This is a genomic window from Kitasatospora sp. NPDC096077 (genome assembly GCF_040303245.1).
Classification (GTDB): Bacteria; Actinomycetota; Actinomycetes; order Streptomycetales; family Streptomycetaceae; genus Kitasatospora.
In genome coordinates, this window is the sequence record NZ_JBEOSV010000088.1 from 12686 (window position 1) to 34106 (window position 21421).

At 72.6% G+C, this 21421-nt stretch carries 30 protein-coding genes; 18 read left to right on the forward strand and 12 right to left on the reverse strand.

Annotated elements, in window-relative coordinates:
• The first annotated feature begins 147 nt into the window (after window positions 1-147).
• The 6 genes from ABTZ03_RS39755 (at window position 148) to ABTZ03_RS39780 (ending at window position 4752) form a co-directional block, all read left to right on the forward strand.
• Complete coding sequence (locus ABTZ03_RS39755; RefSeq protein ID WP_350518103.1) at window positions 148-717, forward strand: toxin-antitoxin system HicB family antitoxin; 570 nt, start codon at window positions 148-150, stop codon at window positions 715-717.
• A 137-nt stretch (window positions 718-854) separates the two neighbouring features.
• The gene (locus ABTZ03_RS39760; RefSeq protein ID WP_350518104.1) at window positions 855-1694 is read left to right on the forward strand and encodes a DUF4097 family beta strand repeat-containing protein; all 840 of its coding nucleotides are present in this window, start codon (window positions 855-857) and stop codon (window positions 1692-1694) included.
• A complete protein-coding gene (locus tag ABTZ03_RS39765) occupies window positions 1694-2620 on the forward strand; it encodes an ATP-binding cassette domain-containing protein (RefSeq protein ID WP_350518105.1) in 927 nt (308 codons plus the stop codon). The genes ABTZ03_RS39760 and ABTZ03_RS39765 overlap by 1 nt, the downstream gene beginning before the upstream one ends.
• Window positions 2617-3384, forward strand: a complete 768-nt coding sequence (locus ABTZ03_RS39770) for an ABC transporter permease (RefSeq protein ID WP_350518106.1) — start codon at window positions 2617-2619, stop codon at window positions 3382-3384. Before ABTZ03_RS39765 ends, ABTZ03_RS39770 begins: the two co-directional genes overlap by 4 nt.
• A 276-nt stretch (window positions 3385-3660) precedes the next feature.
• On the forward strand, window positions 3661-4278 hold the full coding sequence (locus ABTZ03_RS39775) for a hypothetical protein (protein ID WP_350518107.1): 618 nt from the start codon (window positions 3661-3663) through the stop codon (window positions 4276-4278).
• A gap of 9 nt (window positions 4279-4287) precedes the next feature.
• Window positions 4288-4752, forward strand: coding sequence for a hypothetical protein (locus tag ABTZ03_RS39780; RefSeq protein ID WP_350518108.1), 465 nt, complete (start codon window positions 4288-4290; stop codon window positions 4750-4752).
• A 28-nt stretch (window positions 4753-4780) separates the two neighbouring features.
• Here ABTZ03_RS39780 and ABTZ03_RS39785 read toward each other — a convergent pair whose 3' ends face one another.
• Window positions 4781-5179 carry a hypothetical protein gene (locus ABTZ03_RS39785; protein WP_350518109.1) on the reverse strand — a complete coding sequence of 133 codons (399 nt, stop codon included), beginning with the start codon at window positions 5177-5179 and terminating at the stop codon, window positions 4781-4783.
• A 188-nt stretch (window positions 5180-5367) separates the two neighbouring features.
• Here ABTZ03_RS39785 and ABTZ03_RS39790 point away from each other — a divergent pair, with 188 nt between their 5' ends.
• The 3 genes from ABTZ03_RS39790 to ABTZ03_RS39800 all read left to right on the forward strand — a co-directional run bounded on the left by ABTZ03_RS39790 (window position 5368) and on the right by ABTZ03_RS39800 (window position 7249).
• Window positions 5368-6372 carry a DUF6193 family natural product biosynthesis protein gene (locus tag ABTZ03_RS39790; protein ID WP_350518110.1) on the forward strand — a complete coding sequence of 335 codons (1005 nt, stop codon included), beginning with the start codon at window positions 5368-5370 and terminating at the stop codon, window positions 6370-6372.
• A gap of 114 nt (window positions 6373-6486) precedes the next feature.
• Window positions 6487-6960: a hypothetical protein gene (locus ABTZ03_RS39795; protein ID WP_350518111.1), complete on the forward strand. Its 474-nt coding sequence runs from the start codon at window positions 6487-6489 to the stop codon at window positions 6958-6960.
• Window positions 6950-7249: a hypothetical protein gene (locus ABTZ03_RS39800; RefSeq protein ID WP_350518112.1), complete on the forward strand. Its 300-nt coding sequence runs from the start codon at window positions 6950-6952 to the stop codon at window positions 7247-7249. Before ABTZ03_RS39795 ends, ABTZ03_RS39800 begins: the two co-directional genes overlap by 11 nt.
• A gap of 31 nt (window positions 7250-7280) precedes the next feature.
• On the opposite strand, the gene ABTZ03_RS44335 is transcribed toward ABTZ03_RS39800, so the two are convergent.
• The 3 genes from ABTZ03_RS44335 to ABTZ03_RS39815 all read right to left on the reverse strand — a co-directional run bounded on the left by ABTZ03_RS44335 (window position 7281) and on the right by ABTZ03_RS39815 (window position 9217).
• A complete protein-coding gene (locus tag ABTZ03_RS44335) occupies window positions 7281-8303 on the reverse strand; it encodes a hypothetical protein (RefSeq protein WP_502894748.1) in 1023 nt (340 codons plus the stop codon).
• A gap of 5 nt (window positions 8304-8308) precedes the next feature.
• Window positions 8309-8719 (reverse strand): VOC family protein, encoded by a 411-nt coding sequence (locus tag ABTZ03_RS39810; protein WP_350518113.1) that lies wholly within the window; start codon window positions 8717-8719, stop codon window positions 8309-8311.
• A gap of 357 nt (window positions 8720-9076) precedes the next feature.
• Entirely contained in the window at window positions 9077-9217 is a 141-nt protein-coding gene (locus ABTZ03_RS39815; RefSeq protein ID WP_350518114.1) for a hypothetical protein, read from the reverse strand.
• A gap of 226 nt (window positions 9218-9443) precedes the next feature.
• Here ABTZ03_RS39815 and ABTZ03_RS39820 point away from each other — a divergent pair, with 226 nt between their 5' ends.
• Window positions 9444-9779: an NIPSNAP family protein gene (locus ABTZ03_RS39820; protein WP_350518115.1), complete on the forward strand. Its 336-nt coding sequence runs from the start codon at window positions 9444-9446 to the stop codon at window positions 9777-9779.
• A gap of 168 nt (window positions 9780-9947) precedes the next feature.
• Window positions 9948-10652 (forward strand): DUF5995 family protein, encoded by a 705-nt coding sequence (locus ABTZ03_RS39825; protein WP_350518116.1) that lies wholly within the window; start codon window positions 9948-9950, stop codon window positions 10650-10652.
• Window positions 10653-10728: 76 nt separating this feature from the next.
• Here the strand turns inward: ABTZ03_RS39825 and ABTZ03_RS39830 are convergent, their stop codons facing one another.
• Window positions 10729-10869, reverse strand: coding sequence for a hypothetical protein (locus tag ABTZ03_RS39830; RefSeq protein WP_350518117.1), 141 nt, complete (start codon window positions 10867-10869; stop codon window positions 10729-10731).
• Window positions 10870-11048: 179 nt separating this feature from the next.
• Here ABTZ03_RS39830 and ABTZ03_RS39835 point away from each other — a divergent pair, with 179 nt between their 5' ends.
• Window positions 11049-11603 (forward strand): GNAT family N-acetyltransferase, encoded by a 555-nt coding sequence (locus ABTZ03_RS39835; RefSeq protein WP_350518118.1) that lies wholly within the window; start codon window positions 11049-11051, stop codon window positions 11601-11603.
• A 289-nt stretch (window positions 11604-11892) separates the two neighbouring features.
• On the opposite strand, the gene ABTZ03_RS39840 is transcribed toward ABTZ03_RS39835, so the two are convergent.
• Together ABTZ03_RS39840 and ABTZ03_RS39845 are read right to left on the reverse strand one after the other, a co-directional pair.
• Window positions 11893-12453 carry a hypothetical protein gene (locus ABTZ03_RS39840; RefSeq protein ID WP_350518119.1) on the reverse strand — a complete coding sequence of 187 codons (561 nt, stop codon included), beginning with the start codon at window positions 12451-12453 and terminating at the stop codon, window positions 11893-11895.
• A gap of 137 nt (window positions 12454-12590) precedes the next feature.
• On the reverse strand, window positions 12591-13580 hold the full coding sequence (locus ABTZ03_RS39845; protein WP_350518120.1) for a quinone oxidoreductase family protein: 990 nt from the start codon (window positions 13578-13580) through the stop codon (window positions 12591-12593).
• Window positions 13581-13690: 110 nt separating this feature from the next.
• On the opposite strand from ABTZ03_RS39845, the gene ABTZ03_RS39850 reads away from it, so the two are divergent.
• Window positions 13691-14032: an ArsR/SmtB family transcription factor gene (locus ABTZ03_RS39850; protein WP_350518121.1), complete on the forward strand. Its 342-nt coding sequence runs from the start codon at window positions 13691-13693 to the stop codon at window positions 14030-14032.
• 97 nt (window positions 14033-14129) lie between these two features.
• Here the strand turns inward: ABTZ03_RS39850 and ABTZ03_RS39855 are convergent, their stop codons facing one another.
• On the reverse strand, window positions 14130-14897 hold the full coding sequence (locus ABTZ03_RS39855; protein WP_350518122.1) for a CDP-alcohol phosphatidyltransferase family protein: 768 nt from the start codon (window positions 14895-14897) through the stop codon (window positions 14130-14132).
• Window positions 14898-15169: 272 nt separating this feature from the next.
• Between ABTZ03_RS39855 and ABTZ03_RS39860 the strand changes: the two genes are divergently transcribed.
• Window positions 15170-15820, forward strand: a complete 651-nt coding sequence (locus ABTZ03_RS39860) for an NUDIX hydrolase (RefSeq protein WP_350518123.1) — start codon at window positions 15170-15172, stop codon at window positions 15818-15820.
• A gap of 55 nt (window positions 15821-15875) precedes the next feature.
• Window positions 15876-16568 (forward strand): HAD family hydrolase, encoded by a 693-nt coding sequence (locus tag ABTZ03_RS39865; RefSeq protein WP_350518124.1) that lies wholly within the window; start codon window positions 15876-15878, stop codon window positions 16566-16568.
• A 49-nt stretch (window positions 16569-16617) separates the two neighbouring features.
• On the opposite strand, the gene ABTZ03_RS39870 is transcribed toward ABTZ03_RS39865, so the two are convergent.
• Both ABTZ03_RS39870 and ABTZ03_RS39875 read right to left on the reverse strand, forming a co-directional pair.
• Complete coding sequence (locus tag ABTZ03_RS39870; protein ID WP_350518125.1) at window positions 16618-17310, reverse strand: YidC/Oxa1 family membrane protein insertase; 693 nt, start codon at window positions 17308-17310, stop codon at window positions 16618-16620.
• 133 nt (window positions 17311-17443) lie between these two features.
• Complete coding sequence (locus tag ABTZ03_RS39875) at window positions 17444-17737, reverse strand: DUF6412 domain-containing protein (RefSeq protein WP_350518126.1); 294 nt, start codon at window positions 17735-17737, stop codon at window positions 17444-17446.
• 138 nt (window positions 17738-17875) lie between these two features.
• Between ABTZ03_RS39875 and ABTZ03_RS39880 the strand changes: the two genes are divergently transcribed.
• Window positions 17876-18160 carry a type II toxin-antitoxin system Phd/YefM family antitoxin gene (locus ABTZ03_RS39880; protein ID WP_063349249.1) on the forward strand — a complete coding sequence of 95 codons (285 nt, stop codon included), beginning with the start codon at window positions 17876-17878 and terminating at the stop codon, window positions 18158-18160.
• On the forward strand, window positions 18153-18575 hold the full coding sequence (locus tag ABTZ03_RS39885; protein ID WP_350518127.1) for a type II toxin-antitoxin system VapC family toxin: 423 nt from the start codon (window positions 18153-18155) through the stop codon (window positions 18573-18575). The genes ABTZ03_RS39880 and ABTZ03_RS39885 overlap by 8 nt, the downstream gene beginning before the upstream one ends.
• Here ABTZ03_RS39885 and ABTZ03_RS39890 read toward each other — a convergent pair.
• Together ABTZ03_RS39890 and ABTZ03_RS39895 are read right to left on the reverse strand one after the other, a co-directional pair.
• Entirely contained in the window at window positions 18562-19146 is a 585-nt protein-coding gene (locus ABTZ03_RS39890; RefSeq protein WP_350518128.1) for a hypothetical protein, read from the reverse strand. The genes ABTZ03_RS39885 and ABTZ03_RS39890 overlap by 14 nt on opposite strands.
• A 130-nt stretch (window positions 19147-19276) precedes the next feature.
• Complete coding sequence (locus ABTZ03_RS39895; protein ID WP_350518129.1) at window positions 19277-20353, reverse strand: Gfo/Idh/MocA family oxidoreductase; 1077 nt, start codon at window positions 20351-20353, stop codon at window positions 19277-19279.
• A 190-nt stretch (window positions 20354-20543) separates the two neighbouring features.
• Between ABTZ03_RS39895 and ABTZ03_RS39900 the strand changes: the two genes are divergently transcribed.
• Window positions 20544-21323 (forward strand): HAD-IIA family hydrolase, encoded by a 780-nt coding sequence (locus ABTZ03_RS39900; RefSeq protein ID WP_350518130.1) that lies wholly within the window; start codon window positions 20544-20546, stop codon window positions 21321-21323.
• The last annotated feature ends 98 nt before the right edge of the window (window positions 21324-21421 follow it).

Genomic DNA, 21421 nt, shown 5'->3' on the forward strand with positions numbered 1-21421 from the left:
ACCGCCCCGTCGGCCTCGGCCGGCGGGGCGGTTCGTCGTTCTCCCGTCGTTCTCCCGTCGCCGGCGTCGGACCTCCCGGCCGGGTGGCGCCAAAGTGGTGCCATTAATGGCTCGACATGGTGCCATCGCTGTGCCATGCTTTGAGCCATGGACCTCACGCCGTACGTCGACAACCTCCGGAACGAGCTCGCGGTGGCCGCCGCCACCGGTGGGGAAGAAGCCCGCGCGCTGGCCGACCGGCTGACGCTCCCGCTGGAGTCGGCCGTACGGCTCACGCTGCTCAACGCCCTGTCCGCCGCCATGGGCGAAGTCACCCGTGACCTCGCCCCGGGCTCGGTGGACGTGCGGTTGCGCGGACTCGACCCCGAGTTCGTGGTGACGGCGCCGCCCGGCTCCGGCGGTTTCCACGGCGATGTGCCGCCGGTGGCACCGCCGGTGGCGCCACTCGCCCCACCGGTGGTGCCAGTGGTGCCGGCGGTGGTGCCGGAGTCGGACGAGTCGGGCACCGCCCGGATCAACCTGCGCCTGCCCGCGAACCTCAAGGCCCGGGCGGAGGAGGCCGCGGGGCAGGAGGGTCTCTCCCTCAACGCCTGGCTGGTCCGGGCCGTCGCCGGAGCGCTGGAGGGCGGCCAGCCGGCCGGCCGCCCGGCCGCCGACCTCGGCACCCGTGTCCCGCGCAGCGTCGGCGGCCAGGGCTTCACCGGCTGGGTCCACTGACGCCTCCGGGCCTACGCGCCACCCGTACGACCTGAACGACCCGCACGACGTGCAAGACCCGAACCACCCGCACCTTCGACGTCACCCCCGCTCCGACCAGCGGGAACACCCACGAGAGTGAAGAGGACGGCACAGCCATGCCTACGTACGAGACCGACGGACCGATCTCCGCCTCCCTCGACTTCGAAATCGGCTCGGTGTGGGTCCGCGCGAGCAAGCGCGCCGACGCCGCGGTCGAGGTCCGTCCCGCCAGCGCGGACCGGGAGGCCGACATCAAGGCCGCCAAGCTGACCCAGGTCGACTTCTCCGGCGGTCGGCTCACCCTCAAGGGCCCCAAGCAGCGCACCGTGTTCTCCAGCAAGAAGGGCTCCATCGAGGTCCTCGTCGAGCTGCCCGTCGGCTCCGAGCTGCACCTCGACTCCCCGATGGCGGACGTGGTGACCGAGGGCCCGCTCGGCGACGTCCGGCTCAAGATCTCGATGGGCCGGATCCAGCTCGACCGGGCCGACAGCGCTCGGCTCAAGACCGACCACGGGGACATCCGGCTCGGCGCGATCGCCGGCGACGCCGAGGTGGCCGGGGCCGGCCGGATCGAGGTCGGCGCCGTCGGCGGGCGGTTGACGGTCAAGAACAGCAACGGCGACATCGAGATCGACGAGGTGCACGGCGAGCTGACCGCCAACGCCTCCAACGGCCGGATCCACGTCGGCCTCGCCGAGGGGGCCGTGGACGCCAAGACGGCGAACGGCCACATCCGGCTGGGCCGGGTGGTCCGCGGCAAGGTCTCGCTGCAGGCCGGCGTCGGGGACTTGGAGATCGGCATCGCCGAGGGCACGGCGGCCTGGCTGGACGTGCACAGCAAGTTCGGCGCCGTCCGCAACGAGCTGGGCGCGGCCGAGGGCCCGGGCCAGGCCCGGGAGACGGCCGAGATCCACGGCACCACCCAGGTCGGCAGCGTCACCGTCCGGAGGGCCTGATGGCGGCGATCTCGGCGGTCGGGCTGACCAAGTCCTACGGGGACAAGGAGGTGCTCAGGGGCGTCGACCTGACCATCCCGGCGGGCAGCGTGTTCGCCCTGCTCGGGCCGAACGGCGCCGGCAAGACCACCACGGTGGAGATCCTCTCCACCCTGATCCCGGCCGACGGCGGCGCCGCCCGGGTGGCCGGCCACGACGTGGTGCGCGAGGCCGACGGGGTGCGGAAGGCGATCGGGGTGACCGGCCAGTTCTCGGCGGTGGACAACCTGCTCACCGCCGAGGAGAACCTGCTGCTGATGGCCGACCTCAACCACCTCCCCCGTCGGGAGGGGCGGAGGCGGGCGGAGCGGCTGCTGGAGCGCTTCGAGCTCACCGAGGCCGCGCGCAAGCCCGTCGTCACCTTCTCCGGAGGCATGCGGCGCAAGCTCGACCTGGCGATGACCCTGGTCGGCGACCCGAAGGTGATCTTCCTGGACGAGCCCACCACCGGGCTGGACCCGCGCAGTCGGCGCACCATGTGGGAGATCATCCGGGGGCTGGTCGCCGACCACGGGGTGACGATCTTCCTCACCACCCAGTACCTGGAGGAGGCCGACCAACTCGCCGACCGGATAGCCGTCCTGGACGGCGGCCGGATCGTCGCCGAGGGCACGGCCGAGGAGCTCAAGCGGATCGTCCCCGGCGGGCGGATCCGGCTCCAGTTCGCGGACGCCCGTCAACTGGACCTCGCGGCCCGGCTGTTCGAGTACGCCACCGCCGACGCCGAAGCGCTGCGGCTGGACATCCCGGGGGACAACTCCGTGCTCACCGTGAAGACCGTGCTGGACACGCTCGACAACGCCTCCGTACGAGCCGAGTCGCTGGTCGTGGAGACGGCCGACCTGGACGACGTCTTCCTTCAACTCACCGGGGAGGGTGCGCGATGAGCGCGACGACCTACGCGGTCAGCGACTCGCTGACCATGCTGCGGCGCAACCTCAAGCGCGCCCAGCGGTATCCGGCGATGACCTTCTCGGTCGTGGTGATGCCGGTGATGATGCTGCTGCTCTTCAACTACGCCTTCGGCGGCGCACTGGGAGCGGGCATCGGGGGCGGCAGCTACATCGACTACGTCACGCCCGGCATCGTGCTGATGACGGCGACGGCCGGCTCGGTGGCCACGGCCGTGGGCGTCTGCGTCGACATGACCGAGGGGATCGTCAACCGCTTCCGGACGATGGCGATCTCACGCTCGGCCTTCCTGACCGGGCACGTGGTCGGCAGCGTCATACAGACCGTGGTCGCGCTGGTGTTCGTGATCGGCGCCGCCTTCGCGATGGGCTTCCGGTCGAGCGCGGGCCCGCTGGAATGGCTGGCGGCCGCCGGGCTGCTGATCTTCGTGACGCTCACGCTGACCTGGATCTCGGCCGGCATCGGGCTGGTCTCGAAGACCCCGGAGAGCGCCAGCAACACCCCGCTGCCGCTGACCTTCCTGCCCTTCATCGGCAGCGCGATCGTCCCGCCGGACTCGATGCCGACCGTGCTGCGCTGGTTCGCCGAGTACCAGCCCTTCACCCCGATCATCGAGACCCTGCGCGGCCTGCTGATGGGCACCGGGATCGGCAACAGCGGCTGGATCGCCCTGGCCTGGTGCACCGGGCTGACCGTGGTCGGCTACTTCTGGTCGCGGAGCGTCTTCTACCGGCGGTGACGGGGGTACGGCCGGTAGCCGCCGGACGGCCCGGGCGGTGGGGGAGACCCACCACCCGGGCCGCACCGGTGTTTCCGGCCGCCGGCGGTCGAGGACCGTGCCGTGACGTTCGTTCCGCGACGGCCGTTCCACGAGGGCCGTTCCGTGACGCCTGTTCCGTGACGGCCGTTCCGTGACGACGTCGCCGCAGTGCTCCGTCGGCTGCCGCTCTCGGCCCGCCGACCCCCTGTAGTAAAGTCCGCGCAAAGGTCGGCAAAAGACCGCCCGGGGGGACGGATGACGGCGAGGCGTCGCACGCGGATCGTGTGGGGGCTCAGAGGAACGGCGCTCGCGGTGTTCCTGGCCTACCTGCCGGGCTGGCACGCCTCGCGTTCGGGCGGGCTGGTGGTGGTCGAGCACTGGCTGAATCGGCCGGTGCTGCTGATCGGGGCGGCGGTGGTGCTGCTCGTGGCGTCGCTGGTGGTCGGGCTGGGGTTTCGCACCCGGTTCGCGCAGATCGGCTGCGCGGCCGTCCTGGCACCGCTGGTCGTCGCCGGGATCGCGATCCTGGGCCTGTCCTTGCTGTTCAGCGCCAACGGAGGCCGGGAGGATCGTTTCGTCAGCCCGAACCGCACGGACCGGGTGCTGACCGTCACCAATGTCGCGTTCTCGATCGACCCGGTCTACCAGGTGGAGCTGGAGACCGGTAGCGGCTGGTCCGCCCGGCACTGGAGCATGGGCACCTGGGACACCAGCGGCGGCGACTTCGTCCGCATCGACTGGTCCGGCCCGGACGAGATCACCGTGACCGGCCGGGAGAAGTTCACCGTCTTCGACGTCCGTTCCGACGGCAGCCTGAGCGAACCCCGGGTGCTGCCCAAGCAGGGGAGTGCCGCCGCGGAGCCGTCCTCCTAAGCTGTCCCGGTGCAGACATGGATCCGTGGGGGACGGGGAGCCGGGCCGCGTCGGCCGCGCTGGGCGCGCTGGGTGGCGGCGGTGTACGTGATCGGGTTCGTCGAGGGGACCGGGGCGCACCTCTACGACGTGCTCACCGGCGGACTCCACGCCTACCGGGACTGGCCGCTGCCGAGCCAACTGCTGTTCCACGCCCTGCTCGTACTGGACCCGCTGGCCGCCGTGCTGGTCGCCCGGGCCCGCCCGGTGGGACCACTGCTCGGCGCGGCGATCATGGTCGCGGACCTGGTCGCGAACTGGTGGGGCAACTGGGACAGCCTGATGCACCGGCCGCTCGACTACCTCCAGCCGGTCGGGCTGCTGCCGATGACGCTCTTCGGGCTGCTCGTGTTCGGGACGGCGGTGCCGCTCCGGCGGGTGTTCCACCGGACCGCTCCGCGGGCCGTCGCGGCCCCGCGTGCCCAGGAGGCCTGAGCCCGCGGGGCCGCCGGGCCCGGGTGGGTCACCAGGTGTCGATGCCCATGGTCTTGGCGGCGCTGTGGATGGCGTTGTAGTGCGCGATCGACATGTCCGACTTCTTGTCCTTCGGCGGGAGGTTCTTGTCGGCGGCGCGGAACTCGTCACGGGCCTCGGCGAGCAGGCTGGTGCCGTAGGAGACCGGGACGTCATTGGTGCCGTGGGCCGGGTGGGACTTGGCGGCGGTCTTGCTGCCGGCGTTGGCGAGGGTGCTGCGGGCCTGGTTGTAGTCGGCGGCCTTGACCGTCTTGGGGTTGCGGACCTGCGCCTGCACCCCGGCCACCGACGGGGCCTGCTCGGCGGCCATGGCGGCCGGTGCGACGGCGGCGGTCAGGGCGCCGGCGGTGAGGGCGGTGGCGAGGACGTTGCGGACGATCCTGTTCATGGGAATGCCTTCCGTAAACGTGTCGGGGATTCGCCTCCGGATGGGAAGTGGCGATCGTCGGAGTGCGAACGTCTCCGCACTACCCCGGGCGTCGAGAGCGGAAAACCCGCTTTCGTTCGGTTTGTTGGGAAGTGGTGGGATCAGGCCGTTCTCTGGATTCAGGGAATTCGTATCGTCAGACTGGAGGGGTGGATCCTGATCTCTACCCCGAGTCGGCCGCTGCGGGAAGCCTCACCGTCGCCCTGGAGGCGACGGCCGCCGAGCTGGGCGCTGATGTCAGCCTGGTGCCCGGGATGCCAGGTGAGACCGAGGCGGCCATCCTGGCCGCAGCCCCCGATCGCAACCCGCTCCGGGTCTTCACCGCCGCCGACCGGCGCGGGTTCGGCGTCGTCGGCTGGAGCCGAGGCGGCGTTCAGATGATCACAGGGGGCACGACGGACCTCCGGGACGTCGTCCGGGCCGCGGTGGTGTGGAGCAGCGGCCGGAGCCTGCGGGAGATGTGCGAACAGGTGCCGTTCCTGGAGCACGACGACTTCGCGGCCGCGGCCGAGCGTGGCCCGGCCGCGGCCGTCGAGCGCCAGTGGCGCGGGATCCGGGCGACGGCGGCCGAGACTCCCGGGTTCCCGGAGTACGCCCGGCTGGTGGAGGCGGCGTACGCCGAACCGAGGCTGCGACAGCTGTTCCCCGTCACCAGCCACTGGACGCTCGGCTTCCAAGCCTGCATCGGCCTCTCGTTCGTGGTCGAGGTCGCGATCGAACCGGGGTCGAACGGCCGCCCGTACCGCGTACGGCCGTTGCTGATGAGAGGGGTGCTCGGGGTGACGGACTCGGCCGGGGAAGCGGTCGCCATGGCCGTCGCCCACCTTCCCGCCGACCTCGGGCCCGCCGTCGTCTGGAACGACGACGAGCACGCGCGCGCCCTGAACTCCCGGAAGGGGGTGCCCGATCTGGACGAGATCGAGTGGTGGTTCGCCGCCGTGGCCGAGGGACGGGTGAGCCGGGACGAGGCGGACCGGTGGGCGTCCTGCTGGTTGCTCGACGACGACCTGACGTGGGACGAACTCTCCTTCTGGGCCCTGGAACTGCTCTGCGGGATCGACCTGGCCACCGGTCCCGGGGGCCCGTACCTGCACGACGACGCGCAGGTGCGGGAGTGGCTCGACGAGTTGCGGCGGCGTCGGGGTGCCCAATGAGGGGGCTGCGGAAGGTGCGGGCTGACGTGAGAGGAAACGGGGTGACGGTGCGGTCGAGGAAGATCATGATGTGAGGGCAGGCGTACCGATCCCCGCCCGCGAAGGAGCCCGCAGATGACGGCGACGACCCCCGGCAGCTTCCAGTCGGTCACGTTCGCGGCCTGGCGCGACCACCCGCCCGGCCAGGACCGTCCGTCCGGTCGGCACTACGTCACGCTGCCGGAACTCCTGGTGCGGCTGGGGAGCTTCGGGCTCGGCCTCCGTTGGAAGGCACAGATCGACGATGCCCGACAGATCGCCGCCTTCGCCGAAATCGAGCGGGCCTGCGGCGGGGCCGGGCTCGGCACCCTGGAACTGCTGGCCCTGGTGGCACCGGGTCTCCAGTTCATCGATGCGGACTTCGCCGGGTACGCGGGCGATGAACTGAAGGTGGTGCTGCGGGAGTTCGACAGCACGAGCTGGGACGTCTGCACCACGGACGCCTCGGTGATCCGCGAGATCCGCCGGCACTACCCGGACGCGGTGCCGTGTCATCCGGCCGGGGTCGTGCGCACGCCCGTCCACCATGATGGTGATCATGACTGGTGAGCCCTTGTCCGTGTCCCTCGATGAGCTGCGCAGGTCGTTCGACGTGCTGCTGCGCCATGAGGAAGCCCGGGCGGGCGATGCCGTCGTCCTGGACAAGGACTACTTCTGGGCCGTCCCATCGAGCGACCTGTATGACGTCCTCAGGCGGCCGGACGACCTGACGATCGGGCAGCTATCGGAGTCCTGGCAGCAGTTGAGGGACCTGCTGACCGGCCAGGACCGTGCTGTGGGGCACCACTTGGTGTGGTTGGCCGACGTCCTGCGGGCGATGGGCCGGACCGTTCCGTAGCCGCCTCCGGCGTCGGTCCACGGCCGGGGTTCTAGAGGCCGCCGCCGAGGAGGACGCGGTAGACGATGGTGGTGTCGTCGGTGCTCACCTCGGTGCAGAGATCGCGCCGGTCGAGCAGCCAGCCGTTGGCCTCGCACTGCTGCCGGGGTCGGAGGCGGTCGGCGGCCTCGGCCGTCGGCACCCCGGGTGGGGCGGCGAGGTAGCGGGTGCGCCAGCAGGTGGAGCCGCTGCCGTTGCCGCAGCCCTGGCCGGTCCGGAGGGTGGTGTAGCCGGGTGGCGGTTCGGGCAGGGCCTTCGCGGAGGGGACGTCCGCCTCGTGGAAGAGTGCCAGGGCCAGCAGCGGGGTGAGGGGCAGGACCAGGGCGAGTTGGGTGTGGAAGGCGATGCCCGCCGCCCGGGACCAGCCGGTCGGGCGTTCCGTGCGCGGCCCGGCGATCCGCCGTTCCAACCGCAGGCCGAGCAGGACGGCCAGTTCGGCGAGCGGGGTGTACAGCAGGTACAGCTCGGTCTCGTTGCGCGGCTGCAGGAGGTCGAGGGCGACGGCGAGGATCAGCGCGAGCCAGAGCAGCAGCGCGCCGGCGAGCGGTGCCCGGAACGGTGTCGCCCGGGCGCGCAGCAGCCAGTGGGCGAGTGGTAGCAGCGCGAACAGCACTCCGACGACGGCCCACACGGCGATCCGACCCCCAGCGCGATTGACGGTGTCCTGGGAGTTCGGACGCCCGGGCGGTGCTCGTCGGTTCCGGCACGAAGGAAGCCTCCTCCTGCCGGTCCCACCGTTCACCGCCCGCTGATCACCGGCTCGGAGGGTGATCACGATCTTGCCGTGGACGTGTCGTTCGGCCTGCGGCGTGACGGCCTCGCGGATCCGCTCGACCGGGAAGGTCGCCGCGATCGGCACCGTGATCCCGCCGGTGCGGACGGCCTCGGCGCCGAGCCCGCGCAGGAACCCGAAGGTGCCCTCGGAGGCGGTACCGAGCACCCAGGCGGTCGCGGCCGCGCGGTAGAGGTGGGGGAGGCCGCCGGGTATGACGAGCCCAACGCCCGTCGCCCGCAAGGGAGTCAGGCGTTGGCCCAGGCGCGGGTGGAGAGCACGAGGAGGTAGCCGTCCGGGTCCTGGACGGTGACGCCCCAGGTGTCCCAGTACGGGTTGTGGGCCGGGACCCGCTTGCCGCCGTGCTGTTCGAGCCGTGCCGGCAGCTCGTCGCCGACGGGTTCGCCGAGGTAGACGACCAGCAGGTCCTCGGCGGTGGGTCGGGGTTCGACGGGCGCGGCGGGGTCGTGGACCAGCTCCAGGTGCCAGGCGGCCGCAGGCCAGCCGACCATGAGGAGCGAGTGCTCGCCGGGGGTGCCGTCCGTCGTGTGCTGGTAGAGGACGTCGAGGCCGAGGCCGGAGACCCAGAACTCCTCCGCCGCTTCGAGGTTGCGGGAGGGGCGGGCGATGCGGATGTGGGCGCTGCCGTCGGCGGGCATGGTGTTGCCTCCTGGGGAGGGGTGGGCGGGGCTGGTGGCAGTGAGCCTAGGCATCACCGGGGCGGGCGCCATCGGGCGCTGGTCCTAGTCCGCCGGGCCTCGGTCCGGGGCGCTGGATGCCAACGGCCTCGGGGCAATGTCGCCCCCTCCAGCGGGGAACGCGGAAGGCCCGGCACCTGGGTAGGTGCCGGGCCTTCCGACTGTGGAGCGCCAGGCCCGGATTGCACGGACTCTTCCTACTGAAAGTAGGACGTGCTCTGGTAGCACCGCTGACGCCTGACGAGGAATCTTCTCCCTCGCGACAAGAAGAAGACTAGCAGGTCAACGGCCATGATCCGAATCGAGCCCGAGAGGTCGTCAGGCGTCGAACTCCCCATTGCGGATGGCGTCGGGGAGGAGGCCGCTGTGGACGTAGACGGAGTCGGGGGCGATGGCCACCTCAGGGCAGTTGCTCGCATGTGAGCACGCGTTGGACCGGATCCAGGAGCGGTTCTCCATCGCCCCACGGTTCGGTGGAGCCCGAAAGGCGCACGCCCCTTCGTCGGTGATCGCAGCCCCATGGCGAACCCGCTTGCACGCGCAGGAAGTCGGCCGGGCCGACTTCCTGCGCACACCTCCTTTCCGGCGGCCCGGCCGTCAGGGGCCATGCGTGCCCACGATTCGGAACTTGAGGTCCTGTCACGCCACTGGAAGGGTCGGCCTCGCCGACAACAGGGGAGCCGCCGTGATTCTGGAGATCCGCACCTACCGTCTGAAGCCCGGCACCGGGGCCGACTTCGTCCGGATCATGGCCGAGGAGTCCGTGCCCCTCCTCGAAGCCGCCGGCATCCGGGTCGTCGACCACGGCGGCTCGCTCGTCGCCGAGGACGGTCACGAAGAGGCCTATCTGCTCCGGGCGTTCGACTCCGTCGAGCAGCATCGCGCGCAGGAGGACGCCTTCTACGGCAGCGACGTCTGGCGGCAGGGGCCGCGCGAGGCGATCGTCTCCCGGATCGACGGCATGCACTCCGTCGTGATCGAGGTGCCCGACCATGCGGTGGAGGCCTTCAGGCGTCCCTGATCGCCCCGGGGGCCTGCTGTCGTGTGATGCGGCGGAGTCTGTGCGCGGCCTGCGGGACTTCGCTTCGTCCGTGCACTACCTTTCGTGCTGCGTCGCCACGCTCCGTGACCGGAGGTGCTCCCCGGCGGCGTGCGGTGCACACCCGACCCGTCCCACGGAAGGATCGTGATGACTGCCCAACTCCCCACCACCGTCGACGGAGTGATCGCCCGACTCGCGGCGCTCGACGCCGAGCTCGACCCCCGCGACGGCGTGGCCTGCTTCAACCACATCTACCTGAAGGTCACCAAGCTGGTGAAGGCGAAGGTCATCGACGGCACCTTCAAGGACGGCGCGTTCATCGAGCAGATGGACGTGAACTTCGCCGGGCTCTTCCTCAAGAACGTCGACTCCGCCAAGGCCGGCGGTGGGGTCGACCCGGCCTGGCAGCCGATCTTCGACCAGCGCCACAACCCGGTCATCTGGCCGATCCAGTTCGCCCTGGCCGCGATGAACGCCCACATCGACCACGGCCTCGCCCTCGCCGTCGTCGAGACCTGCAAGCAGCGGCGGACCACGCCCGACACCCCGCCGGTGCACGAGGACTTCGAGAAGGTCAACGACCTGCTGGCCGACGCCGAGGCGGAGATCCGGGCCGAGTTCGAGCTGCAGTTGGAGAAGATCGCCACCGCGCCGGCCGAGTCGCTCAAGCACTACGTCTCGTCCTTCAGCATGGCCGCCGCCCGTGAGGTGGCCTGGTCCAACGCCACCCGGCTCTGGAAGGTACGGGACGACTTCCTCGCCTACCAGTACGAACTCGCCGCCATCACCGAGCCGGTGGGCTTCGCCAACGTCGCCATCCTCACCCCGGTCATCCCTCCGCCGGCCGACTAGGGCGGGCGGTCGCACGTGGGCGGGAGACGGCTCCGGTGCCGCCTCCCGCCCACCGGTCTCGCCGGCCCGCGGCCGGTCAGACGCAGCCGGCCGGGCTGCCGGAGCAGCCCTCGGGTGCCGCCGGGGCGGCGGTGCCCGCCGCGACGGACGGGGCCGTCCCCGGGTGGGGCGACGTGCCCGCGGTGCCGATCATCACAGCCGCCGCAATGCCGATCATCACGTGAACTACCTGCCTGAGCACGATGGTCCTCCGGTCTGCCGAATGAACTCCTGTGCACAGTAAGTCGGTTGCCGGTAGACGGCCGGTCAACGGGTGACCGGCGGGGCCGCCGTACCGCCGGCCGACGGGCTCGAAAAGGGTTGCGCGGATGATCCGGGACTGTCGACGATCATCCGATGGACACAGTCATCAGACGCGTACGGGCCGACGAGTGGGAGCAGGGCAGGGCGATCCGCCTGGACGCCCTGCGGGATCCGATCGCGCACCTCGCCTTCCTGGACACCTACGAGAACGCCGCCGCCAGGGCCGACGAGTTCTGGCGGGACCGCACCGCCGGGGCCGCCGAGGGCGACTCCGTGTGCCAGCTCGTCGCGGAGGCCGCCGACGGGCAGTGGCTCGGCACCATGACGGTGCTGGTCGAGCTGCCCGGCGGGCCGGGGGCGCTCGACGGCGACGTCATCGCCGTGCCGCAGGCGCACGTGGTCGGGGTCTACGTCCGGCCCGAGGCGCGCGGTACCGGCCTGGCGCACCGGCTGATCGAGGCCGCTCAGGAGTGGGCCTGGGCGCTCACCGAACCCCGGCTCCAGCGGGTCCGGCTGTTCGTCCACGAGGACAACGCGCGCGCCGAGGCGATGTACGTGCGGGCCGGCTTCAAGCACTCGGGCGCGTCGGCGCCGGTGCCGGGCGACGGGGCGGGCCGCGAGATCGAGCTGGCGGTCGAGCGCGGCTGAGTGCGGCTGGGCGCTGGGCCGGGGCCGCCGTCGCGGTGCCCCGACCCCGTCCAGTGCGGTCGCCAGGCTCTCCGGCGCCGTCAGATCGCCCCGGACGGCCTCCGCCCCCGCAGGCAGGCCGGCTGCTGAGCCGCCCCGCACCAACGCCGGTACCTCGTGCCGCCTTCGACCGGCGAGGCCACAACCTGCCTGCCCACACTGCCGGTTGTGCCGATCACCAGAATCCCCGCCATGCTCGGCCCCGACAGCCGTGCGGCCCGGGCCGTGCCCAGGGTGCGGAGCACGGGTGCTACCAGCCCCACTCGACCTCGCCGTCGTCCGCCAGCCCCGCCCGCCGGGCCAGCCAGCGGGCGCGTTCGACGTCGCCGTCCCGGAAGTGGACGAACAGGGTGTGGTGCTCGGCCGGGCGGTCGAAGTCGACGTTGTCGCTGTTCAGGGCGAGCTGCAGATGGGTGTCCTTGGCGCGCCGCGCCATGCCCAACTCCGGTACGGCGGGCCAGAAGAAGTAGCTCCAGGAGAGCGATCCCGGGCCGCTGCCGATGGCGTCGAGGAAGCGCTCCTCGAAGGTCCCGGCGGGCTGTTGGACCTGGAACTCCAGTGGCAGCAGCGCCTCGACCCCGGGGGTCGCGGCCTCGCGGACCGCCGTCTGGTGGGGGTCGGTGGGGGTGGCCCTCGCCTCCGGGAAGGCCGCGAAGAGGTGCCGGGCCTCGGCGGCGGTGAGTGCGGTCGTCACGCCCTCGGTGTTGCAGTCGGCCACCGCCTCGGCGAGGGCCAGCAGCCGCCGGGCGGCGGCATGGGCGACGTGCGGATCCGGGGTGCGGAGGACGGGGAGGGCCTGCGAGGTGCTCACCGTGGTGATCCAAGCAGTTCGGGTGCCATCGAGCACCCGAATATCGGGGCGGGCTGCTGTTGAGCTGAGTGCTCACGGGAGACGGCGAGTTGCCGTCGTGCGGGAAGTCGGACCGGCCGACTTCCCGCGCAGGGTGGTCAACCGCCCACCCGCACCACGTACTTGCCGGTGGCCCGCCCCTGCTCCATCGCGTCGTGCGCCGCCGGGACGGCCTCCAGGCCCGGCAGTTCGGTGAGCGGGAGGGTGAGGCCGCGGTGGGCCTGGAGGTCGAGGGTGGTGCGGATGGCCCGGGCGAGGCGCTCGGGGGCGGTGGCGGCGTAGGCGCGGTGGCTGAAGCCGGTGACGGAGAGGTTGCCGCCCATCAGCCGGCCGAGCGTGGGCATGGTGTCGACCTCGCCGCCGCCCGCGTTGCCGAACAGGACGATCCGGCCGCCGGGGGCGGTGACCGCCAGGTCGAGTTCCAGGGCGGTGGTGCCCAGCGGGTCGAGCACCAGGTCGACGCCCCGGCCGCCGGTGGCGGTGCGGACGGCGTCGGCGAGCCGCTCGTCGCGGGCGAAGGCGTGGTGGTAGCCCAGCTCGACGGCGGCCGGGGCCTTCTCCGGGCGGCCGACGGTGCCGATCAGCGTGCCCTCGCCGCCGAGCAGCGGGACGAGCTGGGCGATCGCGCTGCCGATGCCGCCGCCGGCCGAGTGGACCAGGACGGTGTCCCCGGCGGTCAGCCGGCCCGCGTCGGTGAGCAGCAGGACGGCGGTGGCGAGGCCGAGCGGGGCGGCTGCGGCGGCGCTGAGCGCCAGCCCGTCCGGGACGGGGACGGTCAGGACGGCGTCGGCGAGCACGACCTCGGCCAGTCCGGCGCCGACCGGTGCGGCGGCGACCCGGTCGCCGACGGCCAGTCCGGTGACGCCCTCGCCGAGCTCCCGGACCGTTCCGGCCACCTCCTTGCCGGGCAGGTAGGGCCAGGTGGAGGTGTAGCCGCCGTCGCCGCGGCGGGTCATCACGTCCACGAAGTTGAGTCCGGCCCAGGCGACGTCGATCGCCACCTGGCCGGGGCCGGGGTGCGGTGCGGCGGTCTCCCGGATCTCGGAGTTCTCGGCTCCACCGGGTGCGGTCATCACCAGTGCGCGCATGTCGGGCCCCCTCGACTACGATGTTCGACGAACGGCGAAATTGCCGTGGCAAAGTGGTACCACTCAATTTCGGTGTTTGTCGAACATCGCAGATCAGAGGAGGTCTGGACGTGCCCCGCAGCACCCGCCGCCGACCGGCGCTCGCCCACCCCGAGGCCGAGTCCATCGACCTGTACGACGTCCTGCACGCGCTCTCCGACCCCACCCGGATGACCATCGTCCGGATCCTGCGGACCGAGCCCGAACGGGCCTGCGGCACCTTCCCGGTGGACGTCGCGCCCTCCACCCTCAGCCACCACTTCAAGGTGCTGCGCGAGTCCGGTGTGATCAGCCAGCGGGAGGAGGCCAACCGCCGCTTCTCCGCGCTGCGGACGGTCGACCTCGAACAGCGCTTCCCGGGCCTGCTGGACACCGTCCTCGCCGCGCTCGCCCGCAACGGGGACGACGCCTAGTCACGGTTCTCCCGCCGGGGCGGCCCGGGCCGCCCCGGCCCGTCGGCGGGCTTCGGCGGGCTTCGGCGGCGCGGGGGCGGGCGGAGGTGGGGGCGGGTCAGCGCAGGCGCGAGGAGGACAGGATCGACGCCAGGTGCGCCACCACCATCCCCCAGGTGATCACCGCGATCCCGGCGAGGGTCCAGCGGGTCGCGTCCAGGTTGTGCAGTCCGGCGTCCACCACGGCCGCCGCCAGCAGCACCAGCGAGGCCTCGATGCCGTTGGTCACCCGGTGGATCTTGAAGATCGAGGCGAACCGGCGGGCCGTCGCGATGCCCTGGGAACGCGGCTGGGTCGACTCCTCGTCCGCCGGCGGCTGCCCGCTGCGGGCGCGGGCCACGTCCACCAGGTCCGTCGAGGCCTTGAGCAGCACCACGCCCAGCGCGGCCGCCAGGCCCACCGACACCCACAGCTCCGAGCCCCCACGGGCCGCCCGGACACCCGCGCCGATCATCAGCGCGGCGTCCGCCAGATAGGCACCGAGCCGGTCCACGTACACCCCGGCCATGCTGAACTGGCGCTTCCAGCGCGCCACTTCGCCGTCCACGCAGTCGAACAGCAGGAACAGCTGGAACAGCACCGCGGCCAGCACCGCGCCGGTCAGGCCCGGGATCAGCAGGGCCGCGCCACCGCCGACCCCGCACACCACCATCACCCAGGTCAGGGTGTTCGGCGAGACCGAGGTGCGTACCAGCTGCCGGGTGGTCCGCAGCGAGATCGCCCGCATGTAGAGCCGGCCCGCCCAGTGTTCACCGTTGCGGCTCTGCAGCTTGGCCTGCGGCTGGCACACCTCGCGCAGCTCGGCGAGCGCCGGAGCAGCCACCATGACGACATCCCTCCACCTGTCCCGGAACGGGACCCCAAACGATCACCACAGGCTACGGCCTCCGGGGGGCGCCCTGAGCAGCAGGTACGCCCCCCGCGGCCGGGAAAACCGGTGGGCCGCCCGACCGCCCCGCGGCTAGGCTTCGCGGGTTCACCGGAACCGGAGCCCCCGGACCCGATCGCCCGTTCCCACACGCCCGTTGACGTCGTCGGACGCGGAAACGGTTCACGGCGAGGCGGCCCCGGGGCGGAACGAGGGAGAGCGCAGACACCATGGTGACCACGGGTACCGCCCCGCAGGGCCCCGACCTGGCCCGACTCCTGGCCGGCCACCGGCCGCAGGGCCCGGCCGAGACCGCCGACCACGCCCGGGCGAGCGCCCTGCTCACCGCCCACGACGGCGCGGCTCACGACGGCGCGGCTCACGGTGGAGCGGCTCACGGTGGAGCGGCTCACGACACCGACGGCCCGCACGCCCGCGACCTCTGGGACCGGGGCACCCCGCTGCACTTCACCGCCTCCGCGCTGATCGTCCACCCGCCGACCCGTCGGGTGCTGCTGCGCTGGCACGTGCGCCAGCAGGCCTGGCTGCAGGTCGGCGGCCACGGCGACCCGGGGGAGACCCGGCCGTTGGACATCGCCCTGCGCGAGGGCCTGGAGGAGACCGGTCTGACCGACCTCACCCCCTGGCCGGACGCCGCCCTCCTCCACCTCGCCGTGGTGCCCGTCCCGGCCTCGCCCGTCGAGCCCGCCCACGAGCACGCCGACCTGCGCTTCCTGCTGGCCACCGACACCCCGGACGCGGCCCGGCCGGAGAACCCGGCCTCGCCGCTGGAGTGGCTCACCGTCGAGGAGGCCGAGCGGCGGACCACCGAGGCGAACTTCCGCGAGACCCTCGACCGCGCCGCCCGCCTGCTCGGCTGAACCACAGCCTCCCGTGAGGAAGCCGGCCAAGAACCCGACAAGGAACCCCGCCACCGTGACACACACCGACCAGACCCTCGTCTTCGACGCCGACGACACCCTGTGGGAGAACAACGTCCTCTTCGAGCGGGTCATCGACGGCTTCCTGGACTGGGTCGCCGCTCCCGCCGGGCGGGACGGCGCCCGAGCCGTGCTCGACCGGATCGAGGCCGCCAACGCCGCCGCCCTCGGCTACGGCTCCGCCGTCTTCCGGCAGAGCCTCGCCGACTGCCTGCGGCAGCTGAACGGCGACCGCACCCCCACCGCGGCCGAGCTCGACCGGATCGACGCGCTGCTCACCCCGCTCACCCGGCGCGGCGAGGTCGAACTGATCCCCGGCGTCGCCGACACCCTCGGCGCCCTGGCCGCCCGCCACCGGCTGCTGCTGCTCACCAAGGGCGACCCGGACGAGCAGCAGGCCAAGGTGGACGCGTCCACGATCGCCCACCACTTCCGCAGCGTCCACATCGTGGCCGAGAAGTCCGTCGACACCTACCGGCGGCTCACCGCCGAACTCGGCCTCGACCCGGACCGGACCTGGATGATCGGCAACTCGCCCAAGTCCGACATCGCCCCCGCCCGGCTGGCCGGCCTGCGCACCGTCTTCATCCCGCACGAGCACACCTGGGTGCTGGAGCACCAGGAACTCGGCCCGGACGAGGCGACGCTGCAGCTCGCGGCCTTCCCGGAGCTGCTGCGCCACTTCTGAGCGCTCGGGTTCCGAGCCCGCGGGCACTGAGCCCGCGGGCTCGGAGCCCTCAGGCCGCCAGTGCCGTCACCGGGGCCTGGTCCGTACCCCGGTACAGCCAGGCCCGCTCCGCCGCCGACCACACGCTGGTCGTCACCAGGTACAGCGCGGCGGCCACCGGCACCAGCAGCGCGAACAGCACCGACCCGAACGACAGGTACGGCAGCAGCGCCGCCCCCGGCTGCGGGGTGGTCTGGGCGGCCGCCGCCCGCCGGGCCCGGCGGTAGTTGACGTACCCGACCGCCGCCAGCCCGGCCTCCAGCACCGCGAACACCGCGAACTGCCCGGCGCCGTGCGCGTTCCCGACGTGCAGGCCGAGCGGCACGCCGAACAGGGTGTGGTCCAGCAGGTCGTTCGGGGTGGTGAACAGCCGGTACATCACCGAGAAGAACGGGATCTGCACCAGCATCGGCAGGCAGCCCGCGAACGGTGACACCTGCTCCTTCCGGTACAGCTCGGCCAGCGCCTCGCGCTGCTTCTCCGGGCGGTCCTTGTACTTACGGTTCAGCTCGGCGATCTTCGGCGCGAGGGTCGAACGGGCCTTCTCCCCGCGCGCGGCCGCCCGGGCCAGCGGGTGCAGGGCCAGCCGTACGACGAGGACGAACAGGACGATCGCCAGTGCGGTCGGCAGGACGTGGGCGATGGCGGCGACCGCGGCGTGGGCGACGGCGACGGCCGGGTCGAGAACAGCGAGAACGGACATGGTGGAGCGAGCCCTCCGGGGTCTCGGGATGCGAGTGATCGGCGGAGGACGGCCACGAAAGGACGCACGGCGACACCGAAGGCACCCGCGGCGATGCCGAAGGGATGCCGAAAGGGCTTGCGGTGAAGCGGAGTTACGCGGCCGCCGGGACCGCTCCCGGTGCCCTGGGGCGTCGCCGGCCCCGGGCGTCCGGATCGCGCTGCGGCAGGAAGGCCGTACCGAAGGCCCGACGTCGCAGCGTCCCGCTGCGCACCGCCGCCGGCGCCCGTGCGCCCAGCAGCCGCGCCCCGGCCAGCGCCCCCGCGACCGCCCCGGCGACCAGCACCACGGCCGCCACTGCGGCGACGGACGCCAGCGCGCCGCCGTCGATCACCACGTCCCCGGTCACCACCCGGAGCAGCCCGAGCAGGAACGTCACAACGCCCATGGCAGGCCCCTCCCTTCGGTGTCTCCCCGGTTCCCGGACGTACAGCAGGACGATCGTACGGCCTGCCGGGTTCCCGGCGATCCGGCCGCCTCCGTCCGAGGCGTAGCCAGTGGTGCTACACGGGGCTACCGTGGATCCATGAAGACGATTACCCAGCGGGAGTTCCGGAACAACTCCGCCGCGGTGATGGACGCCGTCGAGGCGGGGGAGACCTTCCACATCACCAGGAACGGGGTCGAGGTCGCGGAGCTGCGACCGGTGTCCGGGCGACGGCGGCTCACCGCGGAGGAGCTGGTCGCGCGGCACGTGAAGCTGCCGCGGGTGGACTACCAGCAGATGCGCAAGGAGGCCGAGGAGTACTTCGGGCCGGAGGAACTGGTCGGGGACGAGGGCGACGACCCGTTCGAGCGCCGGCGTGGCTGAGCGCCGCAGAGCCCCCCGCCGCCGGCCCGCCGGCGTCCTGGACACCTGCGTCTACATCGACCTGGCCCTGCTCAACCCCGGCGACCTGCCCGCCGTGCCCGAGCTGACCGCGATCACCTTCGCCGAACTCCAGCAGGGCGTCTCGATGGCCCGCGACCCGCTCAGCCGGGCGGCCCGGCTGGAGGTGCTCGGCGCGGCGATGGCCGACTTCGACCCGCTGCCCTTCGACGCGGCCGCCGCCGCCCGCTACGGCACCCTGGTCACCCTCACCATCGCCGCCGGCCGCCAGCCGCGCCCGCGCCGGATCGACCTGATGATCGCCGCCGTCGCCTCCGCCCACGGACTGCCGCTCTACACCCGCAACGTGGCGGACTTCCGGGGCCTGGGCTCGGCGGTGGAGGTCATCGGGATCTGAGGGCGGCGGTCCCCTCGCGCTCGACGTCGTCCGCGAGGGCCGCCGCGTACCGCAGGGCCTCCCCCCGGTTCCGGAGGCGCCGCAGCACCAGGTTGTGGCCGCAGGTGCCGATGTGCGGCCCGACCGCGGCCGCGACGGCCCAGCGGGGGCGGTTGAACAGCCGGAGCACGACCCAGCGGAGCCCGAAGTTCAGGCCGGCCAGCGCGGCGATCGGGATCGTCAGCAGGAGCCCGTCGCCGAAGTCCCCGCCGGCGTGGCGCAGCGGGTTGTAGTCGTTCAGCCGCCGGGCCGTCGCCCGGAACCGGCCGAGCCAGACCACCGCGATCCGGACCCGCAGGTCGTCCGGCCCGGTGACGTCGAGGTAGCCGATGCGCCCGGCGCGCTCGCCCTTCGCCCAGGCCTCCCGCTCCTGGACGGTGGAGGTGATCACCGCCTCGGCCCCGTTCGCCCGCTGCCGCTCCTCGAACTCCGCGGTCCAGGCCTTCTCGCGCTTCTTCTGCTCGGCGGACCAGGCCCGCTCGCGCTCCTGGCGCTCTTCGAGGCTGAGCGGCCGCCGCTGATGTGCACTCACGGGGGCATCGTAGGGGAAAGGGTCAAGGGGAGGTAAAGCCGGATCCTCTGGTTCGGTTCTCCGGGTCGGGCCGGGCCAGTCCGGGCCGGGTCCAGTTCGGCCCGGCCCGGCACAGCCCGGTCCGGACCCGTCAGGCCAGCCGGACCGCCTTGCCGGTGGCCGCCGAAGTGCGGGCGGCCTCCAGGACGGTGAGGGTGGCCACCGCGTCGCGCGGGTCGACCGGGGGCGGGGTGCCCGGGCTGGCCAGGGCGGCCGCGATGCCCGCGTAGAAGGCGGGGTAGTCGCCCGGGTCGGTGGGCAGCGAGATGGCGGACTCGTCGGTGCCCAGGGTGCCGTAGTGCTCGGGCAGGTCGGCGCCCCACGGGTGGGCGCCGTCCGGGCGCCGACCCGAGCGGAGCTCGGCCTCCTGCGGGTCCATGCCGTGCTTGACGTACCCGGCGGTGTCGCCGAGCACCCGCAGCCGGGGGCCGATCAGCGGGGTGATGGCGCTGGTCCACAGGTGCGAGCGGGTGCCGGAGGCGTGGGTCAGGGCGAGGAAGGCGTCGTCGTCCACCACCGCGCCGTCGCGCCGCACGTCGACCTCCGCGTACACCGTCTCGACCGGTCCGAACAGGGTCAGCGCCTGGTCGACCAGGTGGCTGCCCAGGTCGTACAGGGTGCCGCCGACCTCGGCCGGGTCGGCCAGCTCGCGCCAGCCCGCCTTGGGCTTGGGGCGGAAGCGCTCGAAGCGGGACTCGAAGCGGTGCACCCGGCCCAGCGCGCCGCCCCGCACCAGTCGGCCCGCGGTGAGGAAGTCACCGTCCCAGCGCCGGTTCTGGAACACGGACAGCAGCACGCCCCGGTCCTCGGCCAGCCGGCACAGCTCCAGCGCCTCGGCGGCCGTGCCGGCCAGCGGCTTGTCCACCACGGTGGCCAGGCCCCCCCGCAGCGCGGCCCGGGCGAGCGGGGCGTGGGTGCGGTTGGGCGAGGCGACGACCACCAGGTCCAGCGCGTCCGGGTCGGCGAGCAGCTGCTCCGGGGTGTCGACGGCGCGGGCGCCCGGGTGCTCGCGCCGCAGCTGCTCGCGCCGCTCCGGGTTGGCGGTGACCACGGCGTCCAGCCGCAGTCCCGGGGTGGTGGCGATCAGCGGGGCGTGGAAGGCGGAGCCGGCCAGGCCGTAGCCGATCAGGCCGACGCGGAGGGGAGCGGAAGCGGGCTGCGGGTTCATGCGCCCCACTCAATCACGAGGCGCCCGGTTGCTCCCGGTTTCCGCCGACCGCCCGCCGCATCCCGGCCACCGCATCCCGCCCGCCGTATCCCGGCCACCGGGACGTCCTGTCACCGGCCACCTGCGCGGATTAGGCTGTGCGGGGTCAGGGCCCATCGCAAGACGTTGCAACACTTCGGGAGACACGCACGTGGCAGAGCGCAAGCCCATCGAGTCCTGGCTGACCGACATGGACGGGGTCCTCATCCACGAGGGCACGCCGATCCCCGGGGCGGAGGAGTTCCTGCGCAGGCTGCGGGAGTCCGGCAAGCCCTTCCTCGTCCTGACCAACAACTCCATCTACACCCCGCGCGACCTCAGTGCCCGACTGGCCGGGATGGGCCTGGAGGTGCCGGAGGAGTGCATCTGGACCTCCGCCCTGGCCACCGCCAAGTTCCTCAAGAGCCAGCGCCCGAACGGCACCGCGTACGTGATCGGCGAGGCGGGCCTGACCACCGCGCTCTACCAGGCCGGGTACGTGCTGACCGACAACAACCCCGACTACGTCGTCCTCGGCGAGACCCGGACGTACTCCTTCGAGGCGCTCACCAAGGCGATCCGCCTGATCAACTCCGGTGCCCGGTTCATCTGCACCAACCCGGACGAGACCGGCCCCTCCACCGAGGGCGTGCTGCCGGCCACCGGCTCGGTCGCGGCGCTGATCACCAAGGCGACCGGCGTCGAGCCGTACTTCGTCGGCAAGCCCAACCCGCTGATGATGCGCGAGGCGCTGAACACCGCCGGCGCCCACTCGGAGACCGCCGTGATGATCGGCGACCGGATGGACACCGACATCGTCGCGGGCATGGAGGCCGGCATGGAGACCATCCTGGTGCTCACCGGCCTGACCTCGGCCACCGACGTGGAGCGCTTCCCGTACCGGCCGACCCGGGTGGTCAAGTCGATCGCGGACCTGGTCGAGCTGGTCTAGCCTCAATGCCAGTGACTTTGGAGTGCTTGTCTCGTTGGTTGTGGTGTGGCGAGGGTGGGGCAGGTCAAGTCGCCTACGGGTGAGCGGTTGTCGGACCG

What these genes read in the sequence shown, in the direction of transcription:
- ABTZ03_RS39755 (WP_350518103.1), top strand. Translation starts at nt 148, where the DNA reads ATGGACCTCACGCCGTACGTCGACAACCTCCGGAACGAGCTCGCGGTG.
- ABTZ03_RS39760 (WP_350518104.1), top strand. Translation starts at nt 855, where the DNA reads ATGCCTACGTACGAGACCGACGGACCGATCTCCGCCTCCCTCGACTTC.
- ABTZ03_RS39765 (WP_350518105.1), top strand. Translation starts at nt 1,694, where the DNA reads ATGGCGGCGATCTCGGCGGTCGGGCTGACCAAGTCCTACGGGGACAAG.
- ABTZ03_RS39770 (WP_350518106.1), top strand. Translation starts at nt 2,617, where the DNA reads ATGAGCGCGACGACCTACGCGGTCAGCGACTCGCTGACCATGCTGCGG.
- ABTZ03_RS39775 (WP_350518107.1), top strand. Translation starts at nt 3,661, where the DNA reads ATGACGGCGAGGCGTCGCACGCGGATCGTGTGGGGGCTCAGAGGAACG.
- ABTZ03_RS39785 (WP_350518109.1), bottom strand. Translation starts at nt 5,179, where the DNA reads ATGAACAGGATCGTCCGCAACGTCCTCGCCACCGCCCTCACCGCCGGC.
- ABTZ03_RS39795 (WP_350518111.1), top strand. Translation starts at nt 6,487, where the DNA reads ATGACGGCGACGACCCCCGGCAGCTTCCAGTCGGTCACGTTCGCGGCC.
- ABTZ03_RS39800 (WP_350518112.1), top strand. Translation starts at nt 6,950, where the DNA reads ATGACTGGTGAGCCCTTGTCCGTGTCCCTCGATGAGCTGCGCAGGTCG.
- ABTZ03_RS39810 (WP_350518113.1), bottom strand. Translation starts at nt 8,719, where the DNA reads ATGCCCGCCGACGGCAGCGCCCACATCCGCATCGCCCGCCCCTCCCGC.
- ABTZ03_RS39815 (WP_350518114.1), bottom strand. Translation starts at nt 9,217, where the DNA reads ATGGAGAACCGCTCCTGGATCCGGTCCAACGCGTGCTCACATGCGAGC.
- ABTZ03_RS39825 (WP_350518116.1), top strand. Translation starts at nt 9,948, where the DNA reads ATGACTGCCCAACTCCCCACCACCGTCGACGGAGTGATCGCCCGACTC.
- ABTZ03_RS39830 (WP_350518117.1), bottom strand. Translation starts at nt 10,869, where the DNA reads ATGATCGGCATTGCGGCGGCTGTGATGATCGGCACCGCGGGCACGTCG.
- ABTZ03_RS39835 (WP_350518118.1), top strand. Translation starts at nt 11,049, where the DNA reads ATGGACACAGTCATCAGACGCGTACGGGCCGACGAGTGGGAGCAGGGC.
- ABTZ03_RS39845 (WP_350518120.1), bottom strand. Translation starts at nt 13,580, where the DNA reads ATGCGCGCACTGGTGATGACCGCACCCGGTGGAGCCGAGAACTCCGAG.
- ABTZ03_RS39855 (WP_350518122.1), bottom strand. Translation starts at nt 14,897, where the DNA reads ATGGTGGCTGCTCCGGCGCTCGCCGAGCTGCGCGAGGTGTGCCAGCCG.
- ABTZ03_RS39860 (WP_350518123.1), top strand. Translation starts at nt 15,170, where the DNA reads ATGGTGACCACGGGTACCGCCCCGCAGGGCCCCGACCTGGCCCGACTC.
- ABTZ03_RS39870 (WP_350518125.1), bottom strand. Translation starts at nt 17,310, where the DNA reads ATGTCCGTTCTCGCTGTTCTCGACCCGGCCGTCGCCGTCGCCCACGCC.
- ABTZ03_RS39875 (WP_350518126.1), bottom strand. Translation starts at nt 17,737, where the DNA reads ATGGGCGTTGTGACGTTCCTGCTCGGGCTGCTCCGGGTGGTGACCGGG.
- ABTZ03_RS39880 (WP_063349249.1), top strand. Translation starts at nt 17,876, where the DNA reads ATGAAGACGATTACCCAGCGGGAGTTCCGGAACAACTCCGCCGCGGTG.
- ABTZ03_RS39895 (WP_350518129.1), bottom strand. Translation starts at nt 20,353, where the DNA reads ATGAACCCGCAGCCCGCTTCCGCTCCCCTCCGCGTCGGCCTGATCGGC.